We start from the raw sequence: 24,901 nt of genomic DNA on the forward strand, positions 1-24,901 counted from the left end.
TGAAATCAGGAGGGCAATATGCCAAGTAAATATGATGCAGCGCGGGAGCTGCTGGAAGCATTGGAAGCCAAGGGCATCACGTTCTGGTGTGAGGGAGATAAGATAAAATACAAAGCCGGTGCCGGTGCAATGCAGAAGGATGATATTCTCAGGTTAAAAGCCTGCAAGAGTGAGATACTGGAGCTTCTCGCAGCTGACAGCGGAAAAGTGAAACTTATGGAAAACAAGTCAGAACGATATGAACCGTTCGTACTGACAGACGTTCAGCAATCCTATCTGATGGGGCGCGGCAACTTGTTTGATTATGGAGGTGTAGCGTGCCATATCTATATACAGCTGTGTTATGAACAGCTTGACCCTGTTCGGGTCGAGCGTGTATGGAATGAGCTGATCGCCAAGCATGAAATGCTTCGTGCGGTGATCCATGAGGAGGGTTATCAGCAGATAATGAAGGAAGCACCTCCTTTTAATGTCCGTGATTATGGTGATCTTCCTGCCGATCAGATCGAGCAGGAGATGGGACATGATGCTTTTGAGATCGGCTCATGGCCGTATTTTGCAGTTGGTGTTTCCAATTATGAAAAGAAAGCGATAATGCATATTTCGATCGAGTTTATCATAGCGGACTGGACTAGCATCTGGATGCTGATGTATCAGTTTGAGCAGTTGTATTTCGGAGAACTGCAGGAGATACAGTCGGTACCGATAAGCTTTCGTGATTATGTTCTTACCGAACGCGAACAGAAGGAAAGTGCAGTGTATGCACAAGACAAAGCCTATTGGATGAAGCAGCTGGAAACTTTTCCGACACGTCCGCTGCTGCCTGTTATCCGCAGTAATGACAAGGAAAAAGCATATTTTGAACGTAAATATGTGCGCTTGTCACCTGACGAGTGGGGACGTGTCAAACAGTACGCGCTTGTAAACGGGATAACACCTACTACGCTGGTGTTGATGCTGTATGCAGCGGCACTGGAACGATACAGCGAAAACAAACGATTTGCCATTAACCTGACCGTACTGAATCGTCAGCCGTTTCATCCGGATATAGACAAGGTCATAGGTGATTTCACCACTCTGAGCCTTTTGGAGATCGACTTCGGAAGCGGAAAGGATTTTCTGGAAACTGCAAAGATCACTGGTGAAAGACTTTTCGGAAACATGGATCACAGCAGCTACTCAGGTGTGGAGTTTATGCGTGAGATCTCTCGCAGCAAAGGTCCGGATGCAGCATTCATGCCTTATGTTTTCACCAGTGCAGTCGGACTCTTCTCGTCAATGCCTGATATGATGATCCGCGGCATGGGGGAAGGAAGCGGCATCAGCCAGACTCCGCAGGTGTTTATTGATTGTCAGGTCATGGATGGAAACTTTGGTATGCAGGTCAACTGGGATATCCGCAAGGGTGTTTTTGAACCGTGTATTATAGAAGATATGTTCACACTGTTCCGTGAGATGCTGTGTTCCATTGTGGACGGAATGCCTGTGATCCCTGATCATCCGGCATATCAGGCGCAATTGCTTGCCGATGTCAACAGGACCGCTCAGAAACTTCCGACTCCGCTCCTGCATGAGAATATACTTCGTGCCGCGGCAGAATATCCTGATAAGACCGCAGTGATCTCGGGAAGGAATACCTACACCTATTCACAGCTGCTTTGCATCGCTGGAGGAATTTTCCAAAAGCTTAAAACTCTGTCGCCTTTGCGTGAAGAACCGATCGGTATCGCCGCAGAAAAATCTGTATACCAGCCTGCAGGCGCACTAGCTATACTCTGCGCAGGCTGTGCCTATGTTCCGATCTCGGTGGAGCAGGGAACTCAGCGTATCGAAAGTATACTCCGACGTTCAGGGATACGTATTATACTGACAACCACGCAGGATAATACACCGTATCCTGAAGATATAACCGTTATCCGTGCTGATACCCTGTCTGAGTGTGAACTTGAGCCCGAAGTGCTGCAGGATCGGTCTGACAGCGAACTTGCTTATATTATCTTTACATCAGGTTCTACGGGAGAACCAAAGGGCGTTGCTATTTCCCACGCGGGAGCTGTCAATACCATTGAGGATATCAACCGAAGATATAATGTTACAGAAAAAGACAGTGTACTCGGTGTATCTCAGTTAAGCTTTGATCTGTCGGTATATGATATCTTCGGTGTGCTGGGAACGGGAGGAACGCTGGTATATCCTGAAGATGAGCGCAAAAAAGAGCCTGCTCATCTGGCACAGTTGATCGCGCAGCATCACATAACGCTGTGGAACAGTGTACCGTCACTTCTTCGTATGGTAATGGTATATCTTGCATCCGAAACGAAAACTACGGAGATAGAATCATTAAGGCTGGTGCTGTTGTCAGGAGACTGGATTCCGTTGGATCTGCCCGATACACTGCTGAGATATGCACCTGATGCACAGGTGGTCAGTCTTGGCGGTGCGACGGAGGCTTCTATATGGTCAAATTATCACGACTATCACGGATTGTGCAGTAATTTTAGGAGCATACCGTATGGAAGACCTCTGGCGAATCAGGAATTTCGGGTGCTGGATGAACATCTTCGGAATTGCCCTGTTGGTGTCAAGGGTGATCTTTATATTCTGGGCAAAGGACTTGCCCAAGGGTATTACAGAGATCCTGAACGCACACAGAAGCAGTTCTTCATACATCCTATCACCGGTGAGCGTATGTATCGTACAGGCGATGTTGGTATGTATCATCACAATGGTGAGATCGAATTTCTGGGTCGTTCAGATGATCAGATCAAGTTCAACGGACACAGGATCGAAGTGGGTGAGATCGAAAGTGCCGTCAGCCGAACTCCTGGTATCGCACGAAATATTGTGGTGTATACAGATGTAGATGGAGAAAAGACATTGACCTGTTACTATGAAACAGCCGTTGCCGATGAAGCAAAGCGTACAGCATACACGGATGAATGGAATGCCATGACTGCCGACTTTCAACATGATCCATCTTTCGATCTGTGTGTTCTTGAATTTGTGAAAAAGTATGCTGCCCTGAATGCTGCAGCGAGGATACTGATCATCGGAGATGAAGAGTTCGCCGGTCATCTGGCAGACGAATTGCCGGATATTCACATTACACAATGGGTAGCCGACATATCGGAACAGGCAGATACAAATGCTTTTGATATCGTGATCTCCCGTGGTGGATTTGCAGGAGATGTACGTGCAGCAGTACGCACTGTAAGATCGTGCCTGAGACCCGGCGGGTATTTCCTTACAAGGGATGAAGCTTCTTACACTCTGCTTGATGAGATCGATAACAGCAATACGGGTGGTCTGCTTAATACAGAGTGTTTTGCCATGCAGTGCAAGACCGACAGATATAATGTAACGGTAAAGGAAATACTGGATACGATCAGGGATCGTTTGACGACCTATATGATTCCGACTGCATTCTGTATGCTAGATATTATTCCGGTCACATTCAATGGTAAGACTGATATGCGTGCGTTGGCTGCTCTTGCTGCTGCACGTAAACATTCAAAGGCAGGCACAGCGGCTCTGTCTTCGGGAACAGACCACATGACTGATCTGCAGAAGCAGCTTGCAGAGATCATTGAGCAGTCGGGGATCCACGGTGCAGGCTTGACAGATAACTTCTATGATCTTGGCGCGGATTCGCTGATGATGGCACAGCTGACGGGAAATCTCCGTAAAAGTGTGGCACAGGCGATACCATTTGATGAACTTCTCCGTTTCTTGCTAAATCATCCGACACTCGGTCAGCTGTCCGTTTTTCTTGCTGATAAATAGAGTGTACATCTGTCATAAGACCTTATATTGCTCTGAAGGAGGAAAAAACAGTGTACTCTGAATTAACCGGTATTTGTCATGAAAAAGTGAAGTGTGATCCGTTTCTTGTGCTGTTTGATGCACAGACCATTACCGATGCACAGCTTGAGAAGTTGGAGAGTATACTGCCTCCGTATCGGGTGAAGTACGCTGAAAGATATCGTAAACGGGAAGACCGTGTAAACAGTATGGTTGCATTTGCAATGCTGGCATATCTGCTGAAGACCTGCTATCATACTCAGCTGCCACAGACGGAGCATAGGAACGCTTACGGAAAACCGCTTCTGGATGCACCCCTTCAGATGAGTATATCGCATTGTAGCTGCGCCGTATGCTGTGCTGTTGCATCAGGGGAGGTTGGTGTGGATGTGCAGGAACTTGTGACAGATTGTTCAGGGATCGCCGAATTGGTACTGTCAGGATCACAGTATGAAACCTATTGTGCTTCTGATGCACCTGAACGATGTTTTACCGAATTCTGGACACAGAAAGAAGCATATCTGAAACTGCAGGGGACAGGACTGACCGATGATCTTTCACAAATTGATCCCATGATCTGTGCAGGATCACTGCAGCATAAAACTGTCTGGTACGATAATATCTGTATAAGTACTTGTTCCGAGAACCCGTTGGAGCATCGTATCATAACAGTGAATGAATTGCGTGCTGTGCTTCAGAGATCCTGATCCTGATATATATTATCAGATACAGACGGTGTTTTCTGTATGAAAAAATATAGTATCCTGTTCAACATCAAGGCAGATTATGTTGAAATGAACATTGGTCATAAAACACCGCTCTGTGATTTTGTAAGATAGTTAGAAAAAACTAACCGAGGCGTTTATCTGCATTGACATTACTCCTTCAAAGTGATATTATATTTTATGGTTAAGTACAACTAACCCGAACATAAGTGATCAAATCCCTTGTGTTTGATAAATATGAAGGAGAGTTAAAAATGAAAGAAACAGCGGTAGAATTCAAGGATGTTGTAAAGATCTATGGTAAAGGGGAGGGTGCTCAGACTGCTGTAGACAATGTAAGCTTTAAGATAGACAAAGGTGAGTTTGTGGTCATACTGGGTCAGTCGGGTGCAGGAAAGTCCACTGTGCTGAATATGCTTGGCGGCATGGATGTACCCACATCAGGCAAGGTGATAGTTGACGGTCAGGAGATATCGTCATTCAATGATAAAAAGCTTTCGCAGTACCGTGCGGAAGTTATCGGTTTTATTTTCCAGTTCTATAATCTTATCCCGGGGCTGACGGCTTATGAGAATGTTGCGCTGGTCAAGGATATTAAAAAGTCTGCACTTGATGCAAATGAAATGCTTGACCGTGTGGGGCTATCAGACCAGAAGCATAAGTTCCCGGCGCAGATGTCAGGCGGCCAGCAGCAGAGAGTTTCTATCGCACGCGCACTTGCAAAAGATCCCAAGATCATTCTTGGCGATGAGCCTACAGGTGCTCTTGATTCCGAAACGGGCAGGATAGTCATCGAACTGCTGCAAAAGCTTTCCACTGAGGACGGAAACACAGTCATTCTCGTTACCCATAACGCGGATATAGCGAAGTGTGCAAATAAAGTCATCCATATGAAGAATGCGAAGATAAAGTCTGTAAAGATAAATGAACATCCACTCTCGGCAGATGAGATAGAGTGGTAAGGGGGCGGCAGTATGCTTAGGAAAAAAATGCTGCGCGATATCAGAAGCAATTTTGCACAGTTCTTCTCAATATTCATTCTCGCTGTAGTGGCGATGTGGTGCTTTACGGGTTTTCAGTCGGATGTCATCGGCGGAAGACGTGCCATGAAAAACTTTACTGAAAGTACTAATTTCTCTGACGGCTGGATATACGGCAGCGGATTTGACAGCAAACAGGCGGATAAAGTAAAAAATATCGACGGCATCAAAGACGTTCAACTGAGATGTGAAGTTCTAGGCAAGGCAGATGAGAAGTACAACACAGCTGAGATATGGTGTTATTTTCAGAACGATAATATCGTAACAAGACCTTATACAGTCAGGGGCGCTGAATTTGATCCTGCAGATACCGATGGTTTGTGGCTGTTCGAGGCTTTTGCAAGTACATGGGGTCTTGATGTCGGAGATAAATTCACCGTACATGTTATGGGGCAGGACATCGAAAAAGAGATAAAAGGTCTTATAGAATCACCTGAGCACATTTTCTCCTGTGCTTCAAGTGATACCGATACCGATTTCCATAATATCGGATCTGCGTATCTGTCACAGAAAGTACTTCCCGAGGAAATGCGTATAAACAATGAGATGGTATTCACCTGCGATGGTAAGGCGCTTTCTTATGAAAAAGATATCGACAATGCCCTTGACGGCGGTTATTCCTTTATTGCTGACCGCAAGAGCATTGACGGCTACAACCGCCTTGTGGATGAATTGGATCAGCATGACGGTTTTTCATACATATTCTCATTTGTGTTCGTGGCGATAGCTATGCTCGTCATAACTACAACAATGAAGCGTATGGTGGCACAGCAGCGTACACAGATAGGCACTCTGAACGCACTGGGAATGAAGCGCCGCAAGATAATGCTTCACTATCTTGGGTACAGCTTTATTCTGTCTTTACTTGGCTGTATTACGGGCATGGTGCTGGGTATATATACTTTCGGCAGAATGATGATAGATATGTTTTCGGCATTTTATCGTTTGCCCGATTGGAAAGGCGGATTCGATTACAAGAGCGCCGCAGTTGCGGCTGTCATCGTGCTGGTATGCACAGGCGCAGCGTATTTCAGCTGTTATCAGATACTAAAGATACACCCGTCGGAAGCTCTTCGTCCTGCTGCGGCAAAAAACGCAAAGCCCTGCATATTCGAGAAAATGCCATTCTGGGATAAACTTGGATTTACTACACGTTACAGCCTGCGTGATATCTCACGTTCAAAGCTTCGTGCGGTTATGGGGATATTCGGCACTTGTGTCGGCATGATGGTGATGACCCTCGGTCTTGGTGCTTTGGATACACTTGACTATGTGCGAAGCTGGTACTTTGATGATATACAGAATTACAGCAGCCAGGTGATACTTTCTGACAGCTGTACAATTGAAGAAGCAGAAGACCTTTCGGAAGAATATGACGGCGAACTTATCGGTATGGGGCTTATATCCATAGCTTCAGACGACCACCCTGTTTCAGATGATATCATAAGCTGTAAACTGTCTATAACAGAGGGCAAGGGGTTGTTCTGTATATCAGACACCGACCTGAATGCGGAAAAACTGAAACCGGGAACAGTGGCTTTGACGATGAAACAGGCTGCTAAGCTTGGTCTTGAAAAAGGCGACAGCGTTTACTGGAAGACATCAGATGGTGATAAGTGGATAAGAAGTGAGATCGGATCCATATCACGTCATCCGTCAATAACCGGCATTACTATACTCCGCAAAGACTATGAAGGCGAAGGCTTTGAATTCAAGCCGCAGATGATGGTCACAAGGAAAGACTGTTCCGAGGCGGAGAACAGAGAATATGTATCCGCAGTGCACAGCATGGATGACCTAAAAGCCGCTTTTGACAAGACCATGGAGATCATGGACCTGCTGGTATATTTCATGGTTTTCTTCTCTTCACTCCTGATTATCATAGTTCTTTACAATTCCGGCAATCTCAGCTTCAACGAACGTGAGAAGGAATTTGCGACTCTGAAAGTTATCGGCTTTGGAAGTCCGAGAGTACGCAGACTTATATCTGTGCAGAATCTATGGCTGTCACTTATAGGCACGGTATGCGGAATACCATTCGGAAAGAAGATATTGCAGGCGATGATGGATTCAAACGGTGATGCTATCGACTGGCCGTGTTATATCAGACCACTGACATATATGCTGTCTGGCGCGTTCGTTATAGGTATTTCGGTATTGGTTGGATTCATGTTCTCAAAGAGGATAAAGCGTATAGATATGGTTGGTGTCCTGAAAGGTCTGGAATAATATCTTATATGGGTATCCCTAGGACACAAGAGAATAACTATACATATACTGTAAAAAAACTCTCCGCCCGTTAACTGGCAGAGAGCTTTGGATGTTATTATTTGAAAAAGTTTATGATATGATCTTTGTCGTCTTCCATGGACAAGAATTCAAAATCACCTGTATTTTCATTGAATTTTTCATTTGAAATCTTATCAGAACCGATATCCGAAATACTTTTTTCTATTGTTTTTAACTCATTTAGATTACCATCAGCAGTCTCATACAAAGTGAACTTCATCTTGCCATTATTTGTATTTACCGATAAAGCATATTTACCGCTTTGTGACAAGCAGACATGACCATTATTGCCGTTTGTATTAAGATCATATTCAGTTACAGTATAATTTTTGTCGCCGACTTTAACATTACCGTTAGCATCGGGTCTTATTGTTGAAACACGGTTATCATTTTCAAAAGCAAGATAAATAACGTCATTATCTTTTACTACGTGTGGTATGGGATTCGGATGGTCATTGGTTCCTTTCATAACATTGTGTGCTGCATTTTTATTGCTGCTGTTGGTGTCAAGGGTGTAAAGATCAATACCGTTGCTGCCATCTTTGTATCCGCATGAAATGACAAGCAGATCATTTGAAATTGCAGTTTGCTGGAAGTATAAATAATCTTTACTATAAAATTCAGCGATCTTAAATGCTTTTTTCTGATTTTCATAGTCGAAGCAGTAGTAAGCTGTTTTGGTAGCATCTTTATTCCAGATGTCAAAGATCAGTTTTTTACCGTTTGGGGTAGCATTTACCCCAGAATACTGTTTTTCGTTGTCGAATATACCTGCTTTTTTAATATCGATATTATAATCGTAAACCAAGTTTCCGTTTGTGTCATATATGGAGTATTCCACAGGGGCATCGTCAGGATTATATAATGTTGCAAATTTATCATCAAGTGTACCACTGAAGTTTTTGTCCATGGGAACAGTAGCGATAATAGAATCAGAAGGTACATCATATATCATATAATCACCTGTTGCATTTTCGCTCCAATCATATACAAGATACCTGTTATCATTTATTCTGTAAATTCCATGATTAGGATAAGCGTTGTCCAACTTTGCATCGATGTCTTCACGGATCCTGTCTTTCAGGCTATTCGTATCATCCGTCTTGTTTTCGTTGATATTATTATCCTTGTTGTTCTCTTTGTTGGCATCAACAACTATTACCGACTCATTATCATTTCGGTTGTCTGTTTTAGCGTCTTTCTTGTTATCTGTTTTGCTGTCATTATTGTCGTCTGTGCTGTCGTTTATGATATCTTCAGTATCCGTTTCGCTTTCGTTAGTGCTGTTTTCATTATCATCCTCGGGGTCTGTGGTGACAGCTTCATTGTATATTGAAGAATCTCTGTCGTTATTGGGAACAGTGTTGTGCATATTTCTGTTCAACGAGAATATAACTCCGCCTGCAGCGATTATTGCGATACAAGCTGCTATCGCACCGCCGCGCCTCAGCTGTATCTTTCCTGTGGACTGTTCTTCATTTGTACTGTTCGTTCTTGATGTAATATTTCTTTTTGCTGTTATCACACTATTTGTATTGTTCATCTCAAATCCTGCCTTTCTCATAACGGAAGAGAGTATGCGCTGCTGTTCCTCATCTGTGAGCTTGTCATCATCGAAGGAAGCAAGCTCATCAGCAAGCTTTTCTGCATCTGACAGAGATACGCTTTCTGTCAATGCGTTCAGTTTATCCTTCATTACACACCCTCCTCTAATATTTTCTTTAGCTTTTTCAGTCCGCGAGACAGCTTCATATTCAGCGTGCTGATATTCATGCCAAGGTCTTTGGCGATGTCTTTGTTTTTCTCGCCAAGATAGTATTTGCGTATAAATATCTGTTCATCAGGTTCGCCCAGCTGTTTTATGGCATCTATAAGGTCGGAATTTTCGCTGTTGTCTTCTGCGATAGTATTTTCCAGATCATCATAGTCAAGCATTTCTTCCTGTTTGCACTGTCGGTGAAATACATTTATACAGTGACGTTTTGCTATCACCATAAGCATCGCACGCACCGAACGCATATCAAAGCCGTTTTTCTTACCCAGCTCGTAAAAAATAAGAAAGATATCACTTACAGCTTCTTCGATGTCCTCTCTGGTGCATACATCACGAAGCCGTGTATAAGCTATCTTATGTACATAAGCACTATACTGCATTACAGTCTGTGCAAGTCCTTGTTGCGTATTGCTTTTCAGCAATTGCAGCAGTTCTTTATCATTCATATGAAAACCTCGCTTATTGAAACGTTTCACTATATACAGTCAAATGATATAAGCAAAAAATCACATAGGCATAAAATTATTTGCAAAAAATATTGTAAATAATCTATGAACGCATCCAAACGCGTTGATAAGTGTGGTATAACAGATCATAATATACCCGGGATCAGGCATATTTTTTCAGCCTTTCAATTATACACTAAATGCTCATAGTTGTAAAGATTAAAAGTATCAAAGCACTGCTGTACGTAAACTCCACAGATACTTCCTTGCCAAATATACATAAATAAGCTATAATGATATCAGCAAAAGCGCTTTTGTATCAGTACAAGGAGTGATAATGATGACAATAGGTTCAACTATCAGGCAACTCAGACAGGAACAGGATATCACACAGGAACAGTTAGCCGAAGCACTTGGCATAACATCAAGGGCGGTGAGCCAGTGGGAGTGCGACAGAACGACCCCGGATATATCTCAGCTTCCCGCCCTTGCGAATTTCTTTGATGTAACGACCGATCATCTGCTGGGTGTAGATATAAGCCGCAAGGAGTACGAGATAAGCAAGATACTGAAGCATATTCAGATATCGGGAGTATCCGGTGATCGTGAGGAAACAGAGAGATATCTCAGGGAAAAACTTAAAATATATCCCAACGAGCCCGTTTTGCTGTGCCATCTTGCATCTGCATTACAGGATATTTATTTTCGGCATGGTAAAGCAGATACAGATAAACTGAAAGATGAGATATCAGATGAGATCATATCTCTTTGTGAAAGAGCGCTGAGATACTATAAGCCCACTGAAGACAACAGCTTTCCGAAACTGCTGCTCATATTTCAATACGAATATATGAATGAAAAGGAAAAAGCAAAGGCGATCATATCGTCACTTCCATACATCAGCTGTACAAGAGAAATGCTTGAAGCTGATGTGTTTGATGGAAAAGAAGCGCTTGAAAAAAGACAGTCGGCACTGTTCAGCCTGACGGCATATATGCACAAAATGTTCTATGAGATATATCGTGATGCATCATACAGTAATGAACAGAAAACTGAGATACTGAAAGCAGACTCCGCTATGATCGATCTCATAACAGGCGGCAAACCAAGGTTTTTCCATGGTGCTTTGGCGGTCAATGCAGCGGAACAGGCTGTTTTGCTGCTAAAAACAGGGAACACGGAAAAAGCTCTTGATATGCTTGAAGCTGCATACTTTCATGCTCATAGCTACGAATCCCGCCCAGATGGTGAAAAATATGCACCCTGCTGGCTGTCCTAACTTTACGACAAGAGTGATCGTGTAGTCAAAACAAGTACCGATACCGCTTATGATCACCTTTATAAAAGAATTATCGATAACGATCTTTGTAAAGAATTATACGATAGTGAAAGATTTGAGAAGCTTTTTGAGAGCCTGAAAGAAAAGATAAGCAGATAACAGTACAAACCCGAAATGATATTTTTTTCGGTATTTATCATAGTCCTTTGATGATATGCAATAAATAACATAGTAAATAACTATTCAATCTGTAAAATATTAAGATATATGATATATTTATAATGTAAAACTATTGACTAATTATTATTCGTGTAGTATAATGAGACCGTCTTTGTAAGACCAATATCAGTTGAATGATATTGAACATCTGGCTAAGGAGGGTTTTTCAACATGAAAAAGACAAAAAGAGTAATTGCATCCGTGTTAGCGCTGACGCTGACAATGGGCTGCGCAGTACCTGCTTTTGCGGCAACAGATCCCTATGAAGATTATGATGCAAAAACAGATATTGAAGGTGCGGTGGCGATAGTTAAAGGTATAGTCGATCCTTTGGCTGCGGGCCAAAAATTTGCCGATGATCCTACTATCACGGATCAGGCTAATGAGTACGCAGGGTTTATAGACGGTGTGTACGACGCACTTAAAGATCCATTTGATATACTGAAATATATAGATGGTTTTAAAGAGTATTATGACAAATATGAAGAATACAAGGAAACAGGATATGTAAGTATCAGCAGAGAGTATGTAAGCGAGAATTTTGATGAGCAGGCTTCCATAGTTATGACAAAGGAGGACTATGAGGATCTTACTGCAAATCCCGAGAGATATGAGCTTCATTTCATCAATGGAGAAGCTGTGATTTACCGTGACGGACTTGTATATGGTCTGGAAAACAGACCTGATGCTCTCCAGGGAGATATATTTGTGGAAATAACTGTCGCTCAGGCGTGTGAGATACTCAAGCGTATGGACAAAATATTTATGGCAGTAAATACACGAAATGAAGCCCTTCAGCAGATAGAGGATTTCATGACAGAGTACGGCTACTGGAACATTGTGGAAGATGAAATAGTTATAAAGCCTTCTCATGGCGAGTACATCACCCCCTACAATGCAGGTTCGGGCAGCGATACATACAAGATACAGAAAGGCAGCGGTTATGTATATATCGGCGATTACTGTGAGCGCAATTCGGGTGACGAGGATACGATAATATTCGACTATGACACATCGGATACTCACTTTGCCCTTTACCGTGACGGTGGTGATCTGTATATACTTGATGTTGAAAACGAAACTCTCGTATTTGTTGATGACTACTTTGAAAACTCGCTGAGTAGGGTAGAGAATATACAGTTCAGTTCTGATATCACTCTTGAATATAAGGACGTAATCAAGCTGGTAAACAAAATAAAGGGCACAGCTGAGGATGATGAGCTGACTGGCTATAAAGAGTCTACCGTTATCTGGGGCGAAGAAGGAAATGATACCATTACAGCCGAGGGCGGTGATGAATACTATATCCACGCAGGCAGCGGTGATAACACTATTACTGCTTCTAACGGCAATGACATTATTATTTCTGAAAATGGAAACGATTACATTACTATATCGCGTGAAAGGAACAGGCTGTTTACTTCGGAAAACCCCGGATATAACGTGATAATCAGCGGTAAGGGTGATGATACTATAAATCTTGACGGCAATAATATAGTTGTTGCAGGAGAGGGCAATGATATCATAAACAGCGGTTTCGGTGACGATGTATTCGTATATTACTATGGTGACGGCGATGACAAGATAACAGATAGTGTAAACGCATGGTCAAACGGAGGAACAGATGTTATCTATTTTGCTGACCTTACTCCCGATGATGTATATGTTCGCAGAGAGAACGGCTTTACTTTCTATGTAAAGGGCGAAAAGAAGGGTTCTGTAAATATACCCGGTACTTATCAGAACGGTGCTTCAAAGTACAGGGAGCCAATCGAGTACGTGGCATTCAATGACGGTACTGTATGGAATCTACACGATTACCTCGAACAGACCAGATATGTAGAGGATACTACCTACTTCATTGGCAAGGATTCCTTTGGATATATTATAACAGGAACAGATGATGATGATACTTACTATACTGCAAACGGCGATGATTATATTGTTCCCGGCAAGGGCAACGATTACGTAAATGCAGGCGGCGGTACCGATACATTTGTATTCAACCGCGGTGACGGACATGATATATTTGATGAATCTAACGGTGGTTCATATCCTGCCAGCGGAGAAGACACTGTTTTCTTTGCAGATATCAATTCAGATGAAGTTCATGTGACCAAGTTTGGCAATAAAATTACCATAAAGGTCAACGACTCCGATGATGCAGTTGAACTGCCCGTTATATATCAGTCGGGATTTTCCGGTCCTCTTCACCCTATCGAGAAGGCTAAGTTCGCTGACGGCGTCGAGTGGACATTCCTTGAAATGCTGAAAATGGCGTGTGTAGAGGGTACTGACGGTGATGATGATTTCATAGTAGGTGACGAAACTCCTGCTATTTATTGTGGCAAGGGCAATGATAAGATACGCGGCAAGGAATTTGATGACGTGTATATCTATAACCTCGGTGACGGACATGATATTGTCAGAGATTACACTATATGGGGACGTTCATACGATGAGGTACGCTTCGGCAAGGGTATAACTTCCGATATGCTGTGTGTAAAGGTTGACGGAAATGAAGCAGTTATGTCCATACCCAATACCGAAGATTCCGTCACCATTATAAAGGGCGAGATCGAGCTCTTTACTTTCGTGGACGGAACAAAACTGGATGAGAGCGAGATCTTCGCAAAGGCAGCCGATCATCACTACTCCGAAACACCTGAGTGTGTATGGACAAATAATGAAGGCAATTACTCTGCAAAATTCGTGTTCGTATGCTCCGACTGCGGTGCAAAAGTAAGCTATGCAGCAGAAGTAGAGTGTGAAGAAGGCGATGACGGTGTTAAGGTATATACCGCCAAAGCGACTGTTGCAGGCAAGGAACATACAGCTGTATACAAGAAAACTCCTGTATCATATAAAGCCCCAAAGATATCTTATGAGGCTGGCGCAAATTCTGTAAAACTCAGCTGGACAAAGGTCGATGCTGCTGATATGTACGGTGTATACGGCTATGTAAGCGGCAAGTGGCAGCTGATAAGCGAGAGCAAGGATACTTCTTTCGTGCTTAATTCTCTGAAGGCAGGCACCGAATATAAGGTCGCTGTTGTTTCCAAGATCGACGGCAAGTGGAATAAGGATACCTCAAATGCTGTAACTGTAAAAACACTGGATCAAGCACAGAGCAGATATCCTTCTGTAACAAGTACACAGTACAATGATAAGTATCACCAGTTCAGACTCAACTGGACAAAGGTAAATGGCGCATCCCAGTACGGTGTCGCTGTTAAGATCGCAGGAAAGTGGAAAGTATACGCATATACCGATGCCAATACCACAACATTCACATCTCCCAAGCTGAAAGCAGGCAGCACATACGAAATGGTGATATGTGCTAAGGTTAACGGCAAGTGGGACACTTCAAACCTTAATGCAAGAGCATTCAAAGTCACTGTAAAGTGATCATGTGTACAAAATAACAGACAACACAACCGACGGTATCTTTTCGGATACTGTCGGTTGTGTTTGTATGACATCATCTCCATAGCGATTTAAATGACAGCTATGTAAATAACATATTAAAACTATTGACTTAGTATGATTAAGGTGATATAATAGATAAGATATTGAAAGGGGAGTAGATGATAATGGCACTCACCGATGAACAGCTTGAACGTTATTCAAGGCACATCACACTGAAAGAGATAGGTGTTAGGGGGCAGAAAAAACTGCTTTCATCAAGGATACTTATAATAGGCGCAGGCGGACTTGGCTCACCTGCAGCAATGTACCTGGCAGCCGCAGGTGTGGGCACCATAGGTATCGCTGACAGTGACAAGGTAGAGCTTTCAAATCTGCAAAGGCAGATAATACATACTACCGAGGATATCGGCAAGTCTAAAGCTGCTTCCGCCGAAGATACCATAAATGCCCTGAATCCCGATGTTACGGTCAATACCTACGAGATAAGGGTCAACAGCACTAATATCCTTGACCTTATAAAGGACTACGATTTCATCATCGACGGCACAGATAACTTTGCGGCAAAGTTTCTTATAAACGATGCCTGCGTGCTGGCAAAAAAGCCTTTCTCCCATGCGGGAATACTGCGTTTCACAGGTCAGCTGATGACCTGTGTTCCCGATAAATCCCCATGTTACCGATGTATCTTTGAAGCACCTCCCCCGAAGGACACTGTGCCCACCTGCCGTGAAGCAGGTGTCATCGGTGCCATGGCAGGTATAATAGGCACCATGCAGGCGCTTGAAGCCATAAAATATATCACGGGTCAGGGTGAACTGCTAACCGGCTTTATGCTTACCTTTGACGGACTTAAAAATGAATGGCGAAAGATAAAGCTCCCCGAGAGAGTAAAACACTGTGCCGTCTGCGGTGAGCATCCTGCTATAACCGTCCCCGTTGACTTTGAAGAAACAGAATGTGAGCTTTGCAAGGAGTAATATGATGAGCGAAAATATAGTGATACCCAACGATATCGAGCTTTCGGTGGTGAAAAAATTCCGCCGTGAGATATGGTCAGGATTCTTAAAAGGCATAAAGGAGTATGACCTCATCCAGGAGGGGGACAGGATCGCTGTCTGTATCTCGGGCGGCAAGGATTCAATGCTGATGGCACTTTGTATGAAGCGTCTGCAAAGGTATTCAAAAGTCCCCTTTGAAGTAGTGTTCCTGGTCATGGATCCCGGGTATAACGAGATAAACTATCAGAAGATAGTCGAGAATGCCGAAACACTGGAAATACCTATACAAGTATTTAAAACGGGAATATTCGATGCAGTGGCAAAAGTGGATGAGCACCCATGCTACCTCTGCGCCCGCATGAGGAGAGGTCACCTGTACAAGACAGCCAAGGAACTTGGATGTAACAAGATAGCGCTTGGCCACCATTTTGATGATGTTATCGAAACCATACTTATGGGTATGCTATACGGTTCACAGGTGCAGACCATGATGCCCAAGATACACAGTGAGAATTACGAGGGTATGCAGCTGATACGCCCAATGTATATGGTCAGGGAAGCGGATATCATCCGCTGGAAACAGTACAACGACCTGCAGTTCATCCAGTGCGCCTGCCGCTTCACCGAAAACTGTACCATGTGTGATAACGGCGGCGGAGGTTCTAAGCGTCAGGAGATCAAAAATCTGCTCAAACAGCTTCGTGCTGTAAATCCCGCGGTGGATAAGAATATTTTCAGAAGCGTTGAAAACGTTAATCTGCAGACTATCATCTCTTATCATATAGGTGATGAATACCACCATTTTCTTGACAGATTTGACGAAGGCAGAAGCGTTCGCGGCACTAAGGCGGAGGAAGAAAATGGATAATATATACCTTGACTATTCCGCAGATACTCCCCCCGATGAACGTGTGCTTTCGGTATACCTTGATACAGCCAAGGCTTGTTTTGCAAACCCAAATTCATCCCACAGCGCAGGCAGGTCAGCTAAAGCTATAGTCGATGATGCACTTGAAAAAACTGCCCGTCTGCTTGGAGTAGCTCCCGATGAGATAATATTCACAAGCGGCGCCAGCGAAGCCAACAACCTCGCAATAAAGGGTATCGCCCATTCATACAGAAGACGGGGCAAGCATATCATATCAACTTTTTTAGAGCACAGCTCCGTCAGCGGAACACTCACCTGCCTTCAGGAACAGGGCTGGGAGATAGACTTGGTCAATATACTCCCGAACGGTAAAGTTGATCTTGACCATCTGAAAACTCTCCTGCGTGATGATACTGTGCTTTGTGCCGTATGTGCCGTTGACAGCGAGCTTGGAACGGTACAGCCACTATCCGATATCGCTGATATACTGAAAAACTACCCGAACTGTCATTTCCACATTGATGCTACCCAGGCTATAGGCAAGACCCATACAGACCTTTCCCTTGCCGATACAGCAAGCTTTGCACCACATAAATTCTACGGGCTGAAAGGCAGCGGAGTGCTTTATAAGAAGAAAGGCGTCATCATCGAACCGCTGATACACGGAGGTGCAAGTACGACCATCTACCGCAGCGGTACCCCCGATGCACCTGCGGCAGCTGCACTTTCGGCTGCTCTTGGTCATGCTGCGGAGGAGTACAGCGAAAGATATAAGCGTGTAAAACTGCTTAATGAAAGGCTCAGGGAATACTTCAAAGCAAATAAGGATATACGCATAAACAGTCCCGATGATGCAGTCCCCCACATACTAAATATCTCCGTGAAAGGTATAAAGGGTGAAGATATGCGTCGTATGCTTGATGAAAAGGGCGTGTGCGTTTCGGTCAAGTCAGCCTCTTCTGTTGCGAACACTCCATCGCGTGCGGTAATGGCAATATCCCATGACAGAAAAAATGCTCTATCGTCATGGCGGATAAGCCTTTCACATCTTACAAAAGACAGCGAAATCGATGCTTTGATAAGTATACTCAATGCTGTGATATGTTAAATGAACAAGGGAAGAATAATGACCGTCAGATCAGGTGCACTCAGCATTTGGTCAGACGGTCATTTTCTCTGGAAGCAGAGAATATATCAAAAACATAAACTTGAATATCAAATATTTAAAATCTGAATTAAAATGTAATATCATTTAATGAATTTGCTGTGAATGCACAGCGAACTTGTTTCAATATGATTTTATGTTTGAAAATATTTACATATCGTCAAAGTGTTTGATCACAAAAGCGGTTGACATTTGTTTAAAAAAAATGTATAATTAAGCAAATGAAAAAATTTATTTTCATTGAAGGAATAGTTCTGTGACGTGAAAGGCATCCTCATGTCGCAGAGAAAACCGGTAAGCCGTTCATGGCGGAGAAAAGAAATCTCCTGCTGAGGACGGCAAAAACTATCGAGAGGAGAAATATCCTATGAAGAAGACAATTCAGGGCAGAGTTTTGTCAGTACTTTCTGCTGCGGCTATGGCTGCATCAGTAGCAGCTGCTCTGCCGAACACAGGCATCAAGGCCTCCGCACTTTCCGGACTTGATGCAAAGGGCATCGTTTCCCAGATGAAGATAGGCTGGAACCTTGGTAATACCCTTGATGCTCACAATTCAAAGGTACCCTCAGGTTCATCACCCGAGAAGTACGCTACCCAGTGGGGTATGCCCGCACCTAATGCACAGCAGTTCCAGGCAGTAAAGGAAGCTGGTTTCAACACCGTTCGTATCCCTGTGACCTGGTATGAGCATCTTGAACAGCGCGGCAACAGCTACCATGTAAATGATCAGTGGATGAGCTATGTAAAGCAGACCGTTGACTATGCTATCGACCGTGATATGTTCGTTATCCTGAACATTCACCACGAGGATTTCATCAATGTAGGTCAGTTCACCGATAACACCTACTATCAGGCAGAGATCAAGATGAAGAGCATCTGGTCTGAAGTTGCTGAGACATTCAAGAACTATGACCAGCACCTCATTTTCGAGGGCATGAACGAGCCCCGTGAGACAGGCAGAGGTTCCGCTATTGAGTGGGGCAGCGGTGATTCCAATTCCTGGAACTACATAAACAGACTGAACGAGACATTCGTAAGAACTGTACGTGCACAGGGTTCCAGCCAGAACCGTGAGCGTCTGCTGATGCTTCCCGGCTACTGCGCTTCCAGCAGCTACGATGCTATAAATAATATCGCTATCCCTAACAATGCAGGCAACGTGGCACTTTCTGTCCATGCGTATGCGCCTTACTTTTTCACAATGGCGAGCGATGCTCAGGCTAACCACAACTTCCCCGGTCAGTCCGGTTGGGGCGAGGATTATGAGTCTGCACTGAGCGATATGTTCGGTTACTTTGGTCAGCTCCAGTCCATAAAGGGCGCTCCCATAATCATCGGTGAGTTCTCTGCTTCTGATTTCAACAATACTGAAGATCGTGTAAGATGGGCTAAGTCTTATCTTTCAAAGGCTAAGGAAAAGGGTATCCCCTGCGTTCTGTGGGATAACAACGTTATAGGCGCAAACGATGGTGAAGCTCACGGTTATCTGAACCGTGCAAACTGCACATGGTACACCAATTCCAAGCCCGTTATCGAAGCTATGATGGAAGTTTACGACATCAACTCCAACACAGGCGGAGAGGTAAACTCCAACTACATCTGGTCTAAGGTAAATGTTGGTTCTAACTGGATAGAGCTGTTCAAGAGCAATGACGGCAGAACTATCGAGGCATGGAAGAACTTCACAGTTGCTGGCTGGAATAACTTCGCTAACGACAACTATGACTTCGTTCTCGTTTATGATTCCGCAAATGAGCCTGAGCTGGTTCTCCAGGATGCAAACTATGATTACTGGAACCGTGTATCTTCAAGCGATACCACCGGTACTCCTTTCGTTAAGAAATTCACTTATAATGATCTTACAGCTGCTATCGCTAACAGCGGTCTGTCCATGAACGATATGAGCAACCTCTTCATCAGCGCTACTACCAGCAGCATGACAGCTTATGGTCTGTATGCAGTACCTAAGAACGGTGGTACCCAGATCATTGATCCTGATCCTTATCAGCCTTCAGGCGATACATATCCTACAAATATCAGGGTTAACTACAGCTCTCAGTATCATCAGATCCAGTTCGTATGGGATGAAGTTCGCAATGCACAGAACTACGGTATCGCAGTTTATCTGGCAGGTAAGTGGAGAGTTCAGACTTCCTATATCCCTGCTTCTACCAGAAGCTATGTAACTCCCAAGAACCTGACACCCGGTCTTTCCTATCAGGTTGCTATCGCAGCTAAGGTAAACGGTACATGGGATACTGCAAATGCTATCAAGAACGCTGTATATGTTACTGTAAGATAATTATACAGTATCTGTTCCAAGCGAAAAAAACGTATTAAACAGATCACACCGACATCCTCAAAGGGTGTCGGTGTTTTTTGTATGCTTATTAGCGTTATACCATGACGTTTGTGAGGGCATACCATTATCCGTATCATATTTTGATACGCAAAAAAGAACGGCAGACCTGTCACGTACTGCCGTCCCTTTTAGAAAGAATGGTTGATTATTTCAGATCACTTTACAGTAACTGTAAATGCTCTGGAACCGATGTTGGATATATCCCACTCTCCGTTAACCTTAGCGCAAACAACCATCTGATAGGTGCTGCCTGCCTTCAGCTTGGGAGAAGTGAAGTAATTTGTATTTGCATTGGTGTAAGCCTGTACCTTCCATCTGCCAGCCAGCTTAACAGCTATGCCGTACTGGGTAGCGCCGCTAACCTTGTTCCAGATTACTCTGAACTGGTGGTACTGATCATTGTATTCTACTTTTGATACGGTAGGATAAGAAGATGTATTGTTTTCAGCATTGGGTGTTACAACGATAGCGTTGGAATCATCCATGTTCCACTGACCGTTTTTCATAGCAAAAACAACTACCTTGTAGTCAGTGCCAGCTTTCAGATCATTGATAACGTAAGATGTACCTGTGGTCTTGGTGATCATTGTCCACTTGCCGTTAACCAGACCTGCAACACCGTACTTTTCAGCCTCTTTTATTTCTGTCCATGTGAGCTTTACAGAACCATTACCTTTCTGGTAAGATATGGTAGGATTGGAAACTGTATCAAAGAAGTACATCTTAGCACTTGCCAGTACATCGTTGTTCTCACCGATCTCAACAGCATTCCACTTAGCATGTGAACCGTGGAATGTAACATTTTTTACAGTGGAGTTATTGAATGCCTGAGCACTTATAGTCTTCAGTGTAGAAGGCAGTACGATATCTACCAGTGACTTGCAGCTGAAGAATGCAGCGCCGTCAATAGCAGTCACACCCTCAGGTATCTCTATGTAGGTTATGCCTGTTGTTGCAAAAGCAGCCTGAGGTATAGCAGTCAGGTTCTTTGAAAGAGTCACACTGCTCAGAGCATGGCAGTTGGTGAATGTCCTCTTGCCGATAGAAGTAACGCTGTCAGGGATAGTGATGCTTTCAATGAGTTTGTCGTTTGCAAAAGCATCGTTTCCTATAGTAGTCAGGGTGGAAGGAAGGTCTATATTGGTAATGCCGGAGCAGGAGCCAAAAGCTGAATCGCCGATAGTCTTCAGACCCTCATTGAAATATATCTTGTTCATGCTGCTGCAGCCGAAAAATGCATATTCACTGATATCTGTAAGGCTAGAGGGCAGAACGATACCTTTAAGGTTCTCGCACTTGTAGAATGCCTTCTTACCTATAGTAGTGATGTTGCCCTTGAATGTGACATTCTGAAGATATTCGCACTCCTGGAATGCAAAAGGCTCGATAGAGGTTACATTTTTCGGTATGGTTATAGAAGTAAGACTAGGGCAGTTTTGAAATGCACCTTCACTGATTGCAGTCAGATTATCAGAGAGTATCACAGTGCTTAGGGACATACAGGTTGCGAAAGCACCGCGTCCGAGAGTTGTTACACTGCTGGGTATCAGAGCTCTTTTCAGATAAGAACAGCTGCAGAAAGCAAAATTGCCAATCTCTGTAACAGTGCTGGGTATAGAAATCTCTGTCAGAGCGTTATTTTTTATGAAAGCATTATTGCCGATCTTGGTAACTGTCTTGCCGTCTATCTGAGAGGGGATAGTTACTGTTGAACTGCTGCCTGTATACTTTGTCACAGATACAGTTCCGTCGGAAAGTACTTCATAGTTGAAATCACCGTAAACAGCATCAGCATTAGCTGTAACTGCGGTGTCAGCAAATATGCTGCCTATAGCAGTGCCTGGTACGTATGTAGCCGCACTGATAACAGCCAGCACACTTGCCAGTGTGGACTTCATAATCTTGTTAGCCATAATTGTTATTCTCCTTATAAGTTTTACCTTAATAAATTGTTGTCAGTACCCGGTATATCAGCATGAGATATGGATATATCAGTTTTCTCACAGCTTATAAACAGGCATCTGACTATGTGTTTGTGATATAAGTTAAGCAAACGTTTACTATTCTTAGCACCATTATTATATCATAGCAAATTGGGACATTCAATAAAAAGTATTAGATGATTTTTAAACTAACTGTACGAAATCACACAGTATAATGTGAATAACAATAATTTACATTAAATTATATTACATTTATGACTATTGTTAACGAATTAACGAAGTGAGATCCAAGTTCTGTAAAGTCCATAAACTTCCGAATATAAATGCCCCCGATACATCATGGTATTAGGGGCATATTTTCTGATGTTAAATTATTATCACGCAATCATTTTGCTGCATTTATGAGTTTTTCAACGCAAGCTTTGGGAGCGTGATGTATATCGAACAGCAGGGGATACTGCTTAACAACAGGCGCATTGTCATGTGGAACAAATCCGTCCATCCAGGTGTAGTCATCTGCAACGCCCCATGTTGTAACACAGTCGATAACATCGCTGTAGCTGCGGTATATCTCAAACAGCTTCAGGTATATGTCCTCCACCCTTGCGATATCCTCGGGCGAAGAAGCTTTCAGCCTTTTGATATCCTCCTCCGAAGGCGGAAATACATTGTGTCCGAAGCCTGCCATGATGGATACATCAAGCTCAGTTATATGCAGACGGAGTCCCAGCTGAGCATATACCTCTATCGAGCGTTTCAACTCGTCATAATCGGGGCATGAGAAGTAATGCTGCTGCATACCCATGCCGTCGATTCGGCAGCCTTGTTCCTTCAGACGCTTGATGAGCCTGACTATACGCTCACGCTTTTTCGGATCGCATTCGTTATAATCATTATAGAACAGCTGAGCGTTTGGCGAGTATTTGTCCATAGCTCGGAATGCGGCTGTTATGAAATCTGCACCGCAAAGCTTGAAGTATTCGCTGCTGCGGTATATAGCTGCATCTCCCTGAGCGCCGTCCTCCACTTCGTCTGTCACAGCCTCGTTAACAACATCCCATGCGTAAACATCATCGTTATATCTTTCACAAAGCGCCTTTATATGAGCATCTATACGCTGATATATAAGCTCGGGGGAAGCATCATGGTCACCGTCCTTGTACATCCATCCACCCGTCTGGTTGTGCCATACGGGCGCATGAGCACGTACTTTTATACCCAGCTTCCTAGCTGTGCTGAATATTTTGTCTGTTCTTTCAAATGTGAATCTGCCTTCCTCGGGCTCGGTCTCACTGTATTTCATTTCATTTTCAGGCGTAACACTGTTGAAATGCTCACGCAGCACATCTTCGTAGCTTTCAATATTGTGGGCGGCAACAGCAGCGCCTATCTTGAAATACTTCTCGTAGCTCTTTGCAAGTGAAAGGATATTGCTCATGATACTCCTCCATTTTTAGTTTCGATGTAAAATAAATAGTTTTCAATATAATAACATATTGTTCTCGGATGTTCAAGCGATTCCCGAACAATTGTAGATTTTTTCAATTTTCGTGTATAAAACTCATACATTTTCACCATGAACAGTGATATTATGTATATGCAACAAAATTCAGCTGTGCTGTTTGTTCTTCAGCCGGAACTGTTTTGGCGTCTGATCGCGGTATTTCTTGAAACTGCGTATGAAGTGGCTGCAATCCGCAAAGCCTGTCTTCTGACTTATGAACGTCATATCATGGTCGGTGAAAAGCAAATATTCTTCTGCCTTGAATATCCTCATGCGCTCGATGTACTCCTTGCAGCTCATGCCGTACTGCTCACGGAACTTCGCTGCAAAGCCCGAATAGCTCATGTGGCATATCTCGGCTATGTCCGCCACGCGGATATTGTCTTCAAGGCGGCTGTCTATGTATTCGGTGATATTCTCTATGCCGTATATGTCAGCTGAGTTCACAGGGCATTTGTTCATATCGAGTCCCTGTGTTGTCCATTCCCTAACAATGCCGAATATCAGCCTGTAGATATACGCTCTCATCATTATATCTCTGCCGTAAAGATAGTGTTCGCCTTCCTTTACGCATTCAGCGAATATCTCTTTGCATTTAAGCCGTTCAGATTGTTCGCGGCTGAAATGTATCTGCATATCATTTGTACGTGCGTACCGAAGTATAGCTGTTGCCGAAGGCGCATAAGAGGATGTGTTCGGGAATTTTACCGTGTCGAATTTCAATCCTGAAAAGAGTATGGTGCCGTCGCAGGCAGAATGGATAGAATGCACAGATGACGGATAAAACAGAAAAAGTTCACCCTCAGATACGGTATAGGCTTTGCCGTCGCAGGTCACCGCAACTTTTCCGCTAAGTATATATATGAACTCGGCAAAGTAATGCCAGTGCTGTTTTACAGGAAACGGATTTTTTTCGGTATCGAACAGGAAGGTTTCGATAGGCGAGTTCAGACTGTCTTGTTTTTCAAATAAATTGTTCATGATACCGACCTCTTTTCTGTTCAATGTTTTATAGAATTTTACAATTTATTGGATGATTTGTTTTGCAAGTTTTAAATA

15 protein-coding genes are annotated in these 24,901 nt (G+C 43.5%); 10 read left to right on the top strand and 5 right to left on the bottom strand.

Translation table 11 applies throughout. From position 1 onward, the window contains the following. Positions 1-18 precede the first annotated feature (18 nt). From RUMAL_RS04520 to RUMAL_RS04535, 4 genes are all read left to right on the top strand, one after another. A complete protein-coding gene (locus RUMAL_RS04520) occupies positions 19-3,783 on the top strand; it encodes a non-ribosomal peptide synthetase (RefSeq protein ID WP_013497590.1) in 3,765 nt (1,254 codons plus the stop codon). A 50-nt stretch (positions 3,784-3,833) separates the two neighbouring features. Next, a complete protein-coding gene (locus RUMAL_RS04525; RefSeq protein ID WP_013497591.1) occupies positions 3,834-4,508 on the top strand; it encodes a 4'-phosphopantetheinyl transferase family protein in 675 nt (224 codons plus the stop codon). A gap of 272 nt (positions 4,509-4,780) precedes the next feature. Beyond that, positions 4,781-5,488, top strand: a complete 708-nt coding sequence (locus tag RUMAL_RS04530; protein WP_013497592.1) for an ABC transporter ATP-binding protein — start codon at positions 4,781-4,783, stop codon at positions 5,486-5,488. 12 nt (positions 5,489-5,500) lie between these two features. Next, entirely contained in the window at positions 5,501-7,795 is a 2,295-nt protein-coding gene (locus tag RUMAL_RS04535; RefSeq protein ID WP_013497593.1) for an ABC transporter permease, read from the top strand. Between the two features lie 97 nt (positions 7,796-7,892). Here the strand turns inward: RUMAL_RS04535 and RUMAL_RS04540 are convergent, their stop codons facing one another. Next, a complete protein-coding gene (locus RUMAL_RS04540) occupies positions 7,893-9,551 on the bottom strand; it encodes a hypothetical protein (RefSeq protein ID WP_013497594.1) in 1,659 nt (552 codons plus the stop codon). Then, a complete protein-coding gene (locus tag RUMAL_RS04545) occupies positions 9,551-10,075 on the bottom strand; it encodes an RNA polymerase sigma factor (protein ID WP_013497595.1) in 525 nt (174 codons plus the stop codon). Before RUMAL_RS04545 ends, RUMAL_RS04540 begins: the two co-directional genes overlap by 1 nt. A gap of 337 nt (positions 10,076-10,412) precedes the next feature. On the opposite strand from RUMAL_RS04545, the gene RUMAL_RS04550 reads away from it, so the two are divergent. The 6 genes from RUMAL_RS04550 (at position 10,413) to RUMAL_RS04575 (ending at position 20,335) form a co-directional block, all read left to right on the top strand. Further along, positions 10,413-11,354, top strand: coding sequence for a helix-turn-helix domain-containing protein (locus RUMAL_RS04550; RefSeq protein WP_013497596.1), 942 nt, complete (start codon positions 10,413-10,415; stop codon positions 11,352-11,354). Between the two features lie 390 nt (positions 11,355-11,744). After that, positions 11,745-14,981 (top strand): fibronectin type III domain-containing protein, encoded by a 3,237-nt coding sequence (locus tag RUMAL_RS20575; RefSeq protein WP_013497597.1) that lies wholly within the window; start codon positions 11,745-11,747, stop codon positions 14,979-14,981. A gap of 185 nt (positions 14,982-15,166) precedes the next feature. Next, a complete protein-coding gene (locus tag RUMAL_RS04560; protein WP_013497598.1) occupies positions 15,167-15,979 on the top strand; it encodes a HesA/MoeB/ThiF family protein in 813 nt (270 codons plus the stop codon). Positions 15,980-15,983: 4 nt separating this feature from the next. Further along, positions 15,984-16,868, top strand: a complete 885-nt coding sequence (locus RUMAL_RS04565; protein WP_013497599.1) for a tRNA 2-thiocytidine(32) synthetase TtcA — start codon at positions 15,984-15,986, stop codon at positions 16,866-16,868. Then, on the top strand, positions 16,861-17,976 hold the full coding sequence (locus RUMAL_RS04570) for a cysteine desulfurase family protein (RefSeq protein WP_013497600.1): 1,116 nt from the start codon (positions 16,861-16,863) through the stop codon (positions 17,974-17,976). The genes RUMAL_RS04565 and RUMAL_RS04570 overlap by 8 nt, the downstream gene beginning before the upstream one ends. Positions 17,977-18,400: 424 nt before the next feature. Continuing rightward, positions 18,401-20,335 carry a cellulase family glycosylhydrolase gene (locus RUMAL_RS04575; RefSeq protein WP_013497601.1) on the top strand — a complete coding sequence of 645 codons (1,935 nt, stop codon included), beginning with the start codon at positions 18,401-18,403 and terminating at the stop codon, positions 20,333-20,335. A gap of 215 nt (positions 20,336-20,550) precedes the next feature. Here the strand turns inward: RUMAL_RS04575 and RUMAL_RS20580 are convergent, their stop codons facing one another. The 3 genes from RUMAL_RS20580 to RUMAL_RS04590 form a co-directional block, all read right to left on the bottom strand. Continuing rightward, complete coding sequence (locus RUMAL_RS20580) at positions 20,551-22,308, bottom strand: leucine-rich repeat protein (RefSeq protein ID WP_013497602.1); 1,758 nt, start codon at positions 22,306-22,308, stop codon at positions 20,551-20,553. 415 nt (positions 22,309-22,723) lie between these two features. Continuing rightward, the gene (locus RUMAL_RS04585; RefSeq protein ID WP_013497603.1) at positions 22,724-23,776 is read right to left on the bottom strand and encodes an endo-1,4-beta-xylanase; all 1,053 of its coding nucleotides are present in this window, start codon (positions 23,774-23,776) and stop codon (positions 22,724-22,726) included. Between the two features lie 171 nt (positions 23,777-23,947). Then, the gene (locus RUMAL_RS04590) at positions 23,948-24,823 is read right to left on the bottom strand and encodes an AraC family transcriptional regulator (protein WP_013497604.1); all 876 of its coding nucleotides are present in this window, start codon (positions 24,821-24,823) and stop codon (positions 23,948-23,950) included. Positions 24,824-24,901 lie beyond the last annotated feature (78 nt).

The organism is Ruminococcus albus 7 = DSM 20455, from assembly GCF_000179635.2.
Taxonomy (GTDB): domain Bacteria; phylum Bacillota; class Clostridia; order Oscillospirales; family Ruminococcaceae; genus Hominimerdicola; species Hominimerdicola alba.

Bases quoted from the DNA above. Each gene is read 5' to 3' on its own strand.
- RUMAL_RS04520 (WP_013497590.1), top strand. From the start codon at position 19: ATGCCAAGTAAATATGATGCAGCGCGGGAGCTGCTGGAAGCATTGGAA.
- RUMAL_RS04530 (WP_013497592.1), top strand. From the start codon at position 4,781: ATGAAAGAAACAGCGGTAGAATTCAAGGATGTTGTAAAGATCTATGGT.
- RUMAL_RS04535 (WP_013497593.1), top strand. From the start codon at position 5,501: ATGCTTAGGAAAAAAATGCTGCGCGATATCAGAAGCAATTTTGCACAG.
- RUMAL_RS04540 (WP_013497594.1), bottom strand. From the start codon at position 9,551: ATGAAGGATAAACTGAACGCATTGACAGAAAGCGTATCTCTGTCAGAT.
- RUMAL_RS04545 (WP_013497595.1), bottom strand. From the start codon at position 10,075: ATGAATGATAAAGAACTGCTGCAATTGCTGAAAAGCAATACGCAACAA.
- RUMAL_RS04550 (WP_013497596.1), top strand. From the start codon at position 10,413: ATGATGACAATAGGTTCAACTATCAGGCAACTCAGACAGGAACAGGAT.
- RUMAL_RS20575 (WP_013497597.1), top strand. From the start codon at position 11,745: ATGAAAAAGACAAAAAGAGTAATTGCATCCGTGTTAGCGCTGACGCTG.
- RUMAL_RS04560 (WP_013497598.1), top strand. From the start codon at position 15,167: ATGGCACTCACCGATGAACAGCTTGAACGTTATTCAAGGCACATCACA.
- RUMAL_RS04565 (WP_013497599.1), top strand. From the start codon at position 15,984: ATGAGCGAAAATATAGTGATACCCAACGATATCGAGCTTTCGGTGGTG.
- RUMAL_RS04570 (WP_013497600.1), top strand. From the start codon at position 16,861: ATGGATAATATATACCTTGACTATTCCGCAGATACTCCCCCCGATGAA.
- RUMAL_RS04575 (WP_013497601.1), top strand. From the start codon at position 18,401: ATGAAGAAGACAATTCAGGGCAGAGTTTTGTCAGTACTTTCTGCTGCG.
- RUMAL_RS20580 (WP_013497602.1), bottom strand. From the start codon at position 22,308: ATGGCTAACAAGATTATGAAGTCCACACTGGCAAGTGTGCTGGCTGTT.
- RUMAL_RS04585 (WP_013497603.1), bottom strand. From the start codon at position 23,776: ATGAGCAATATCCTTTCACTTGCAAAGAGCTACGAGAAGTATTTCAAG.
- RUMAL_RS04590 (WP_013497604.1), bottom strand. From the start codon at position 24,823: ATGAACAATTTATTTGAAAAACAAGACAGTCTGAACTCGCCTATCGAA.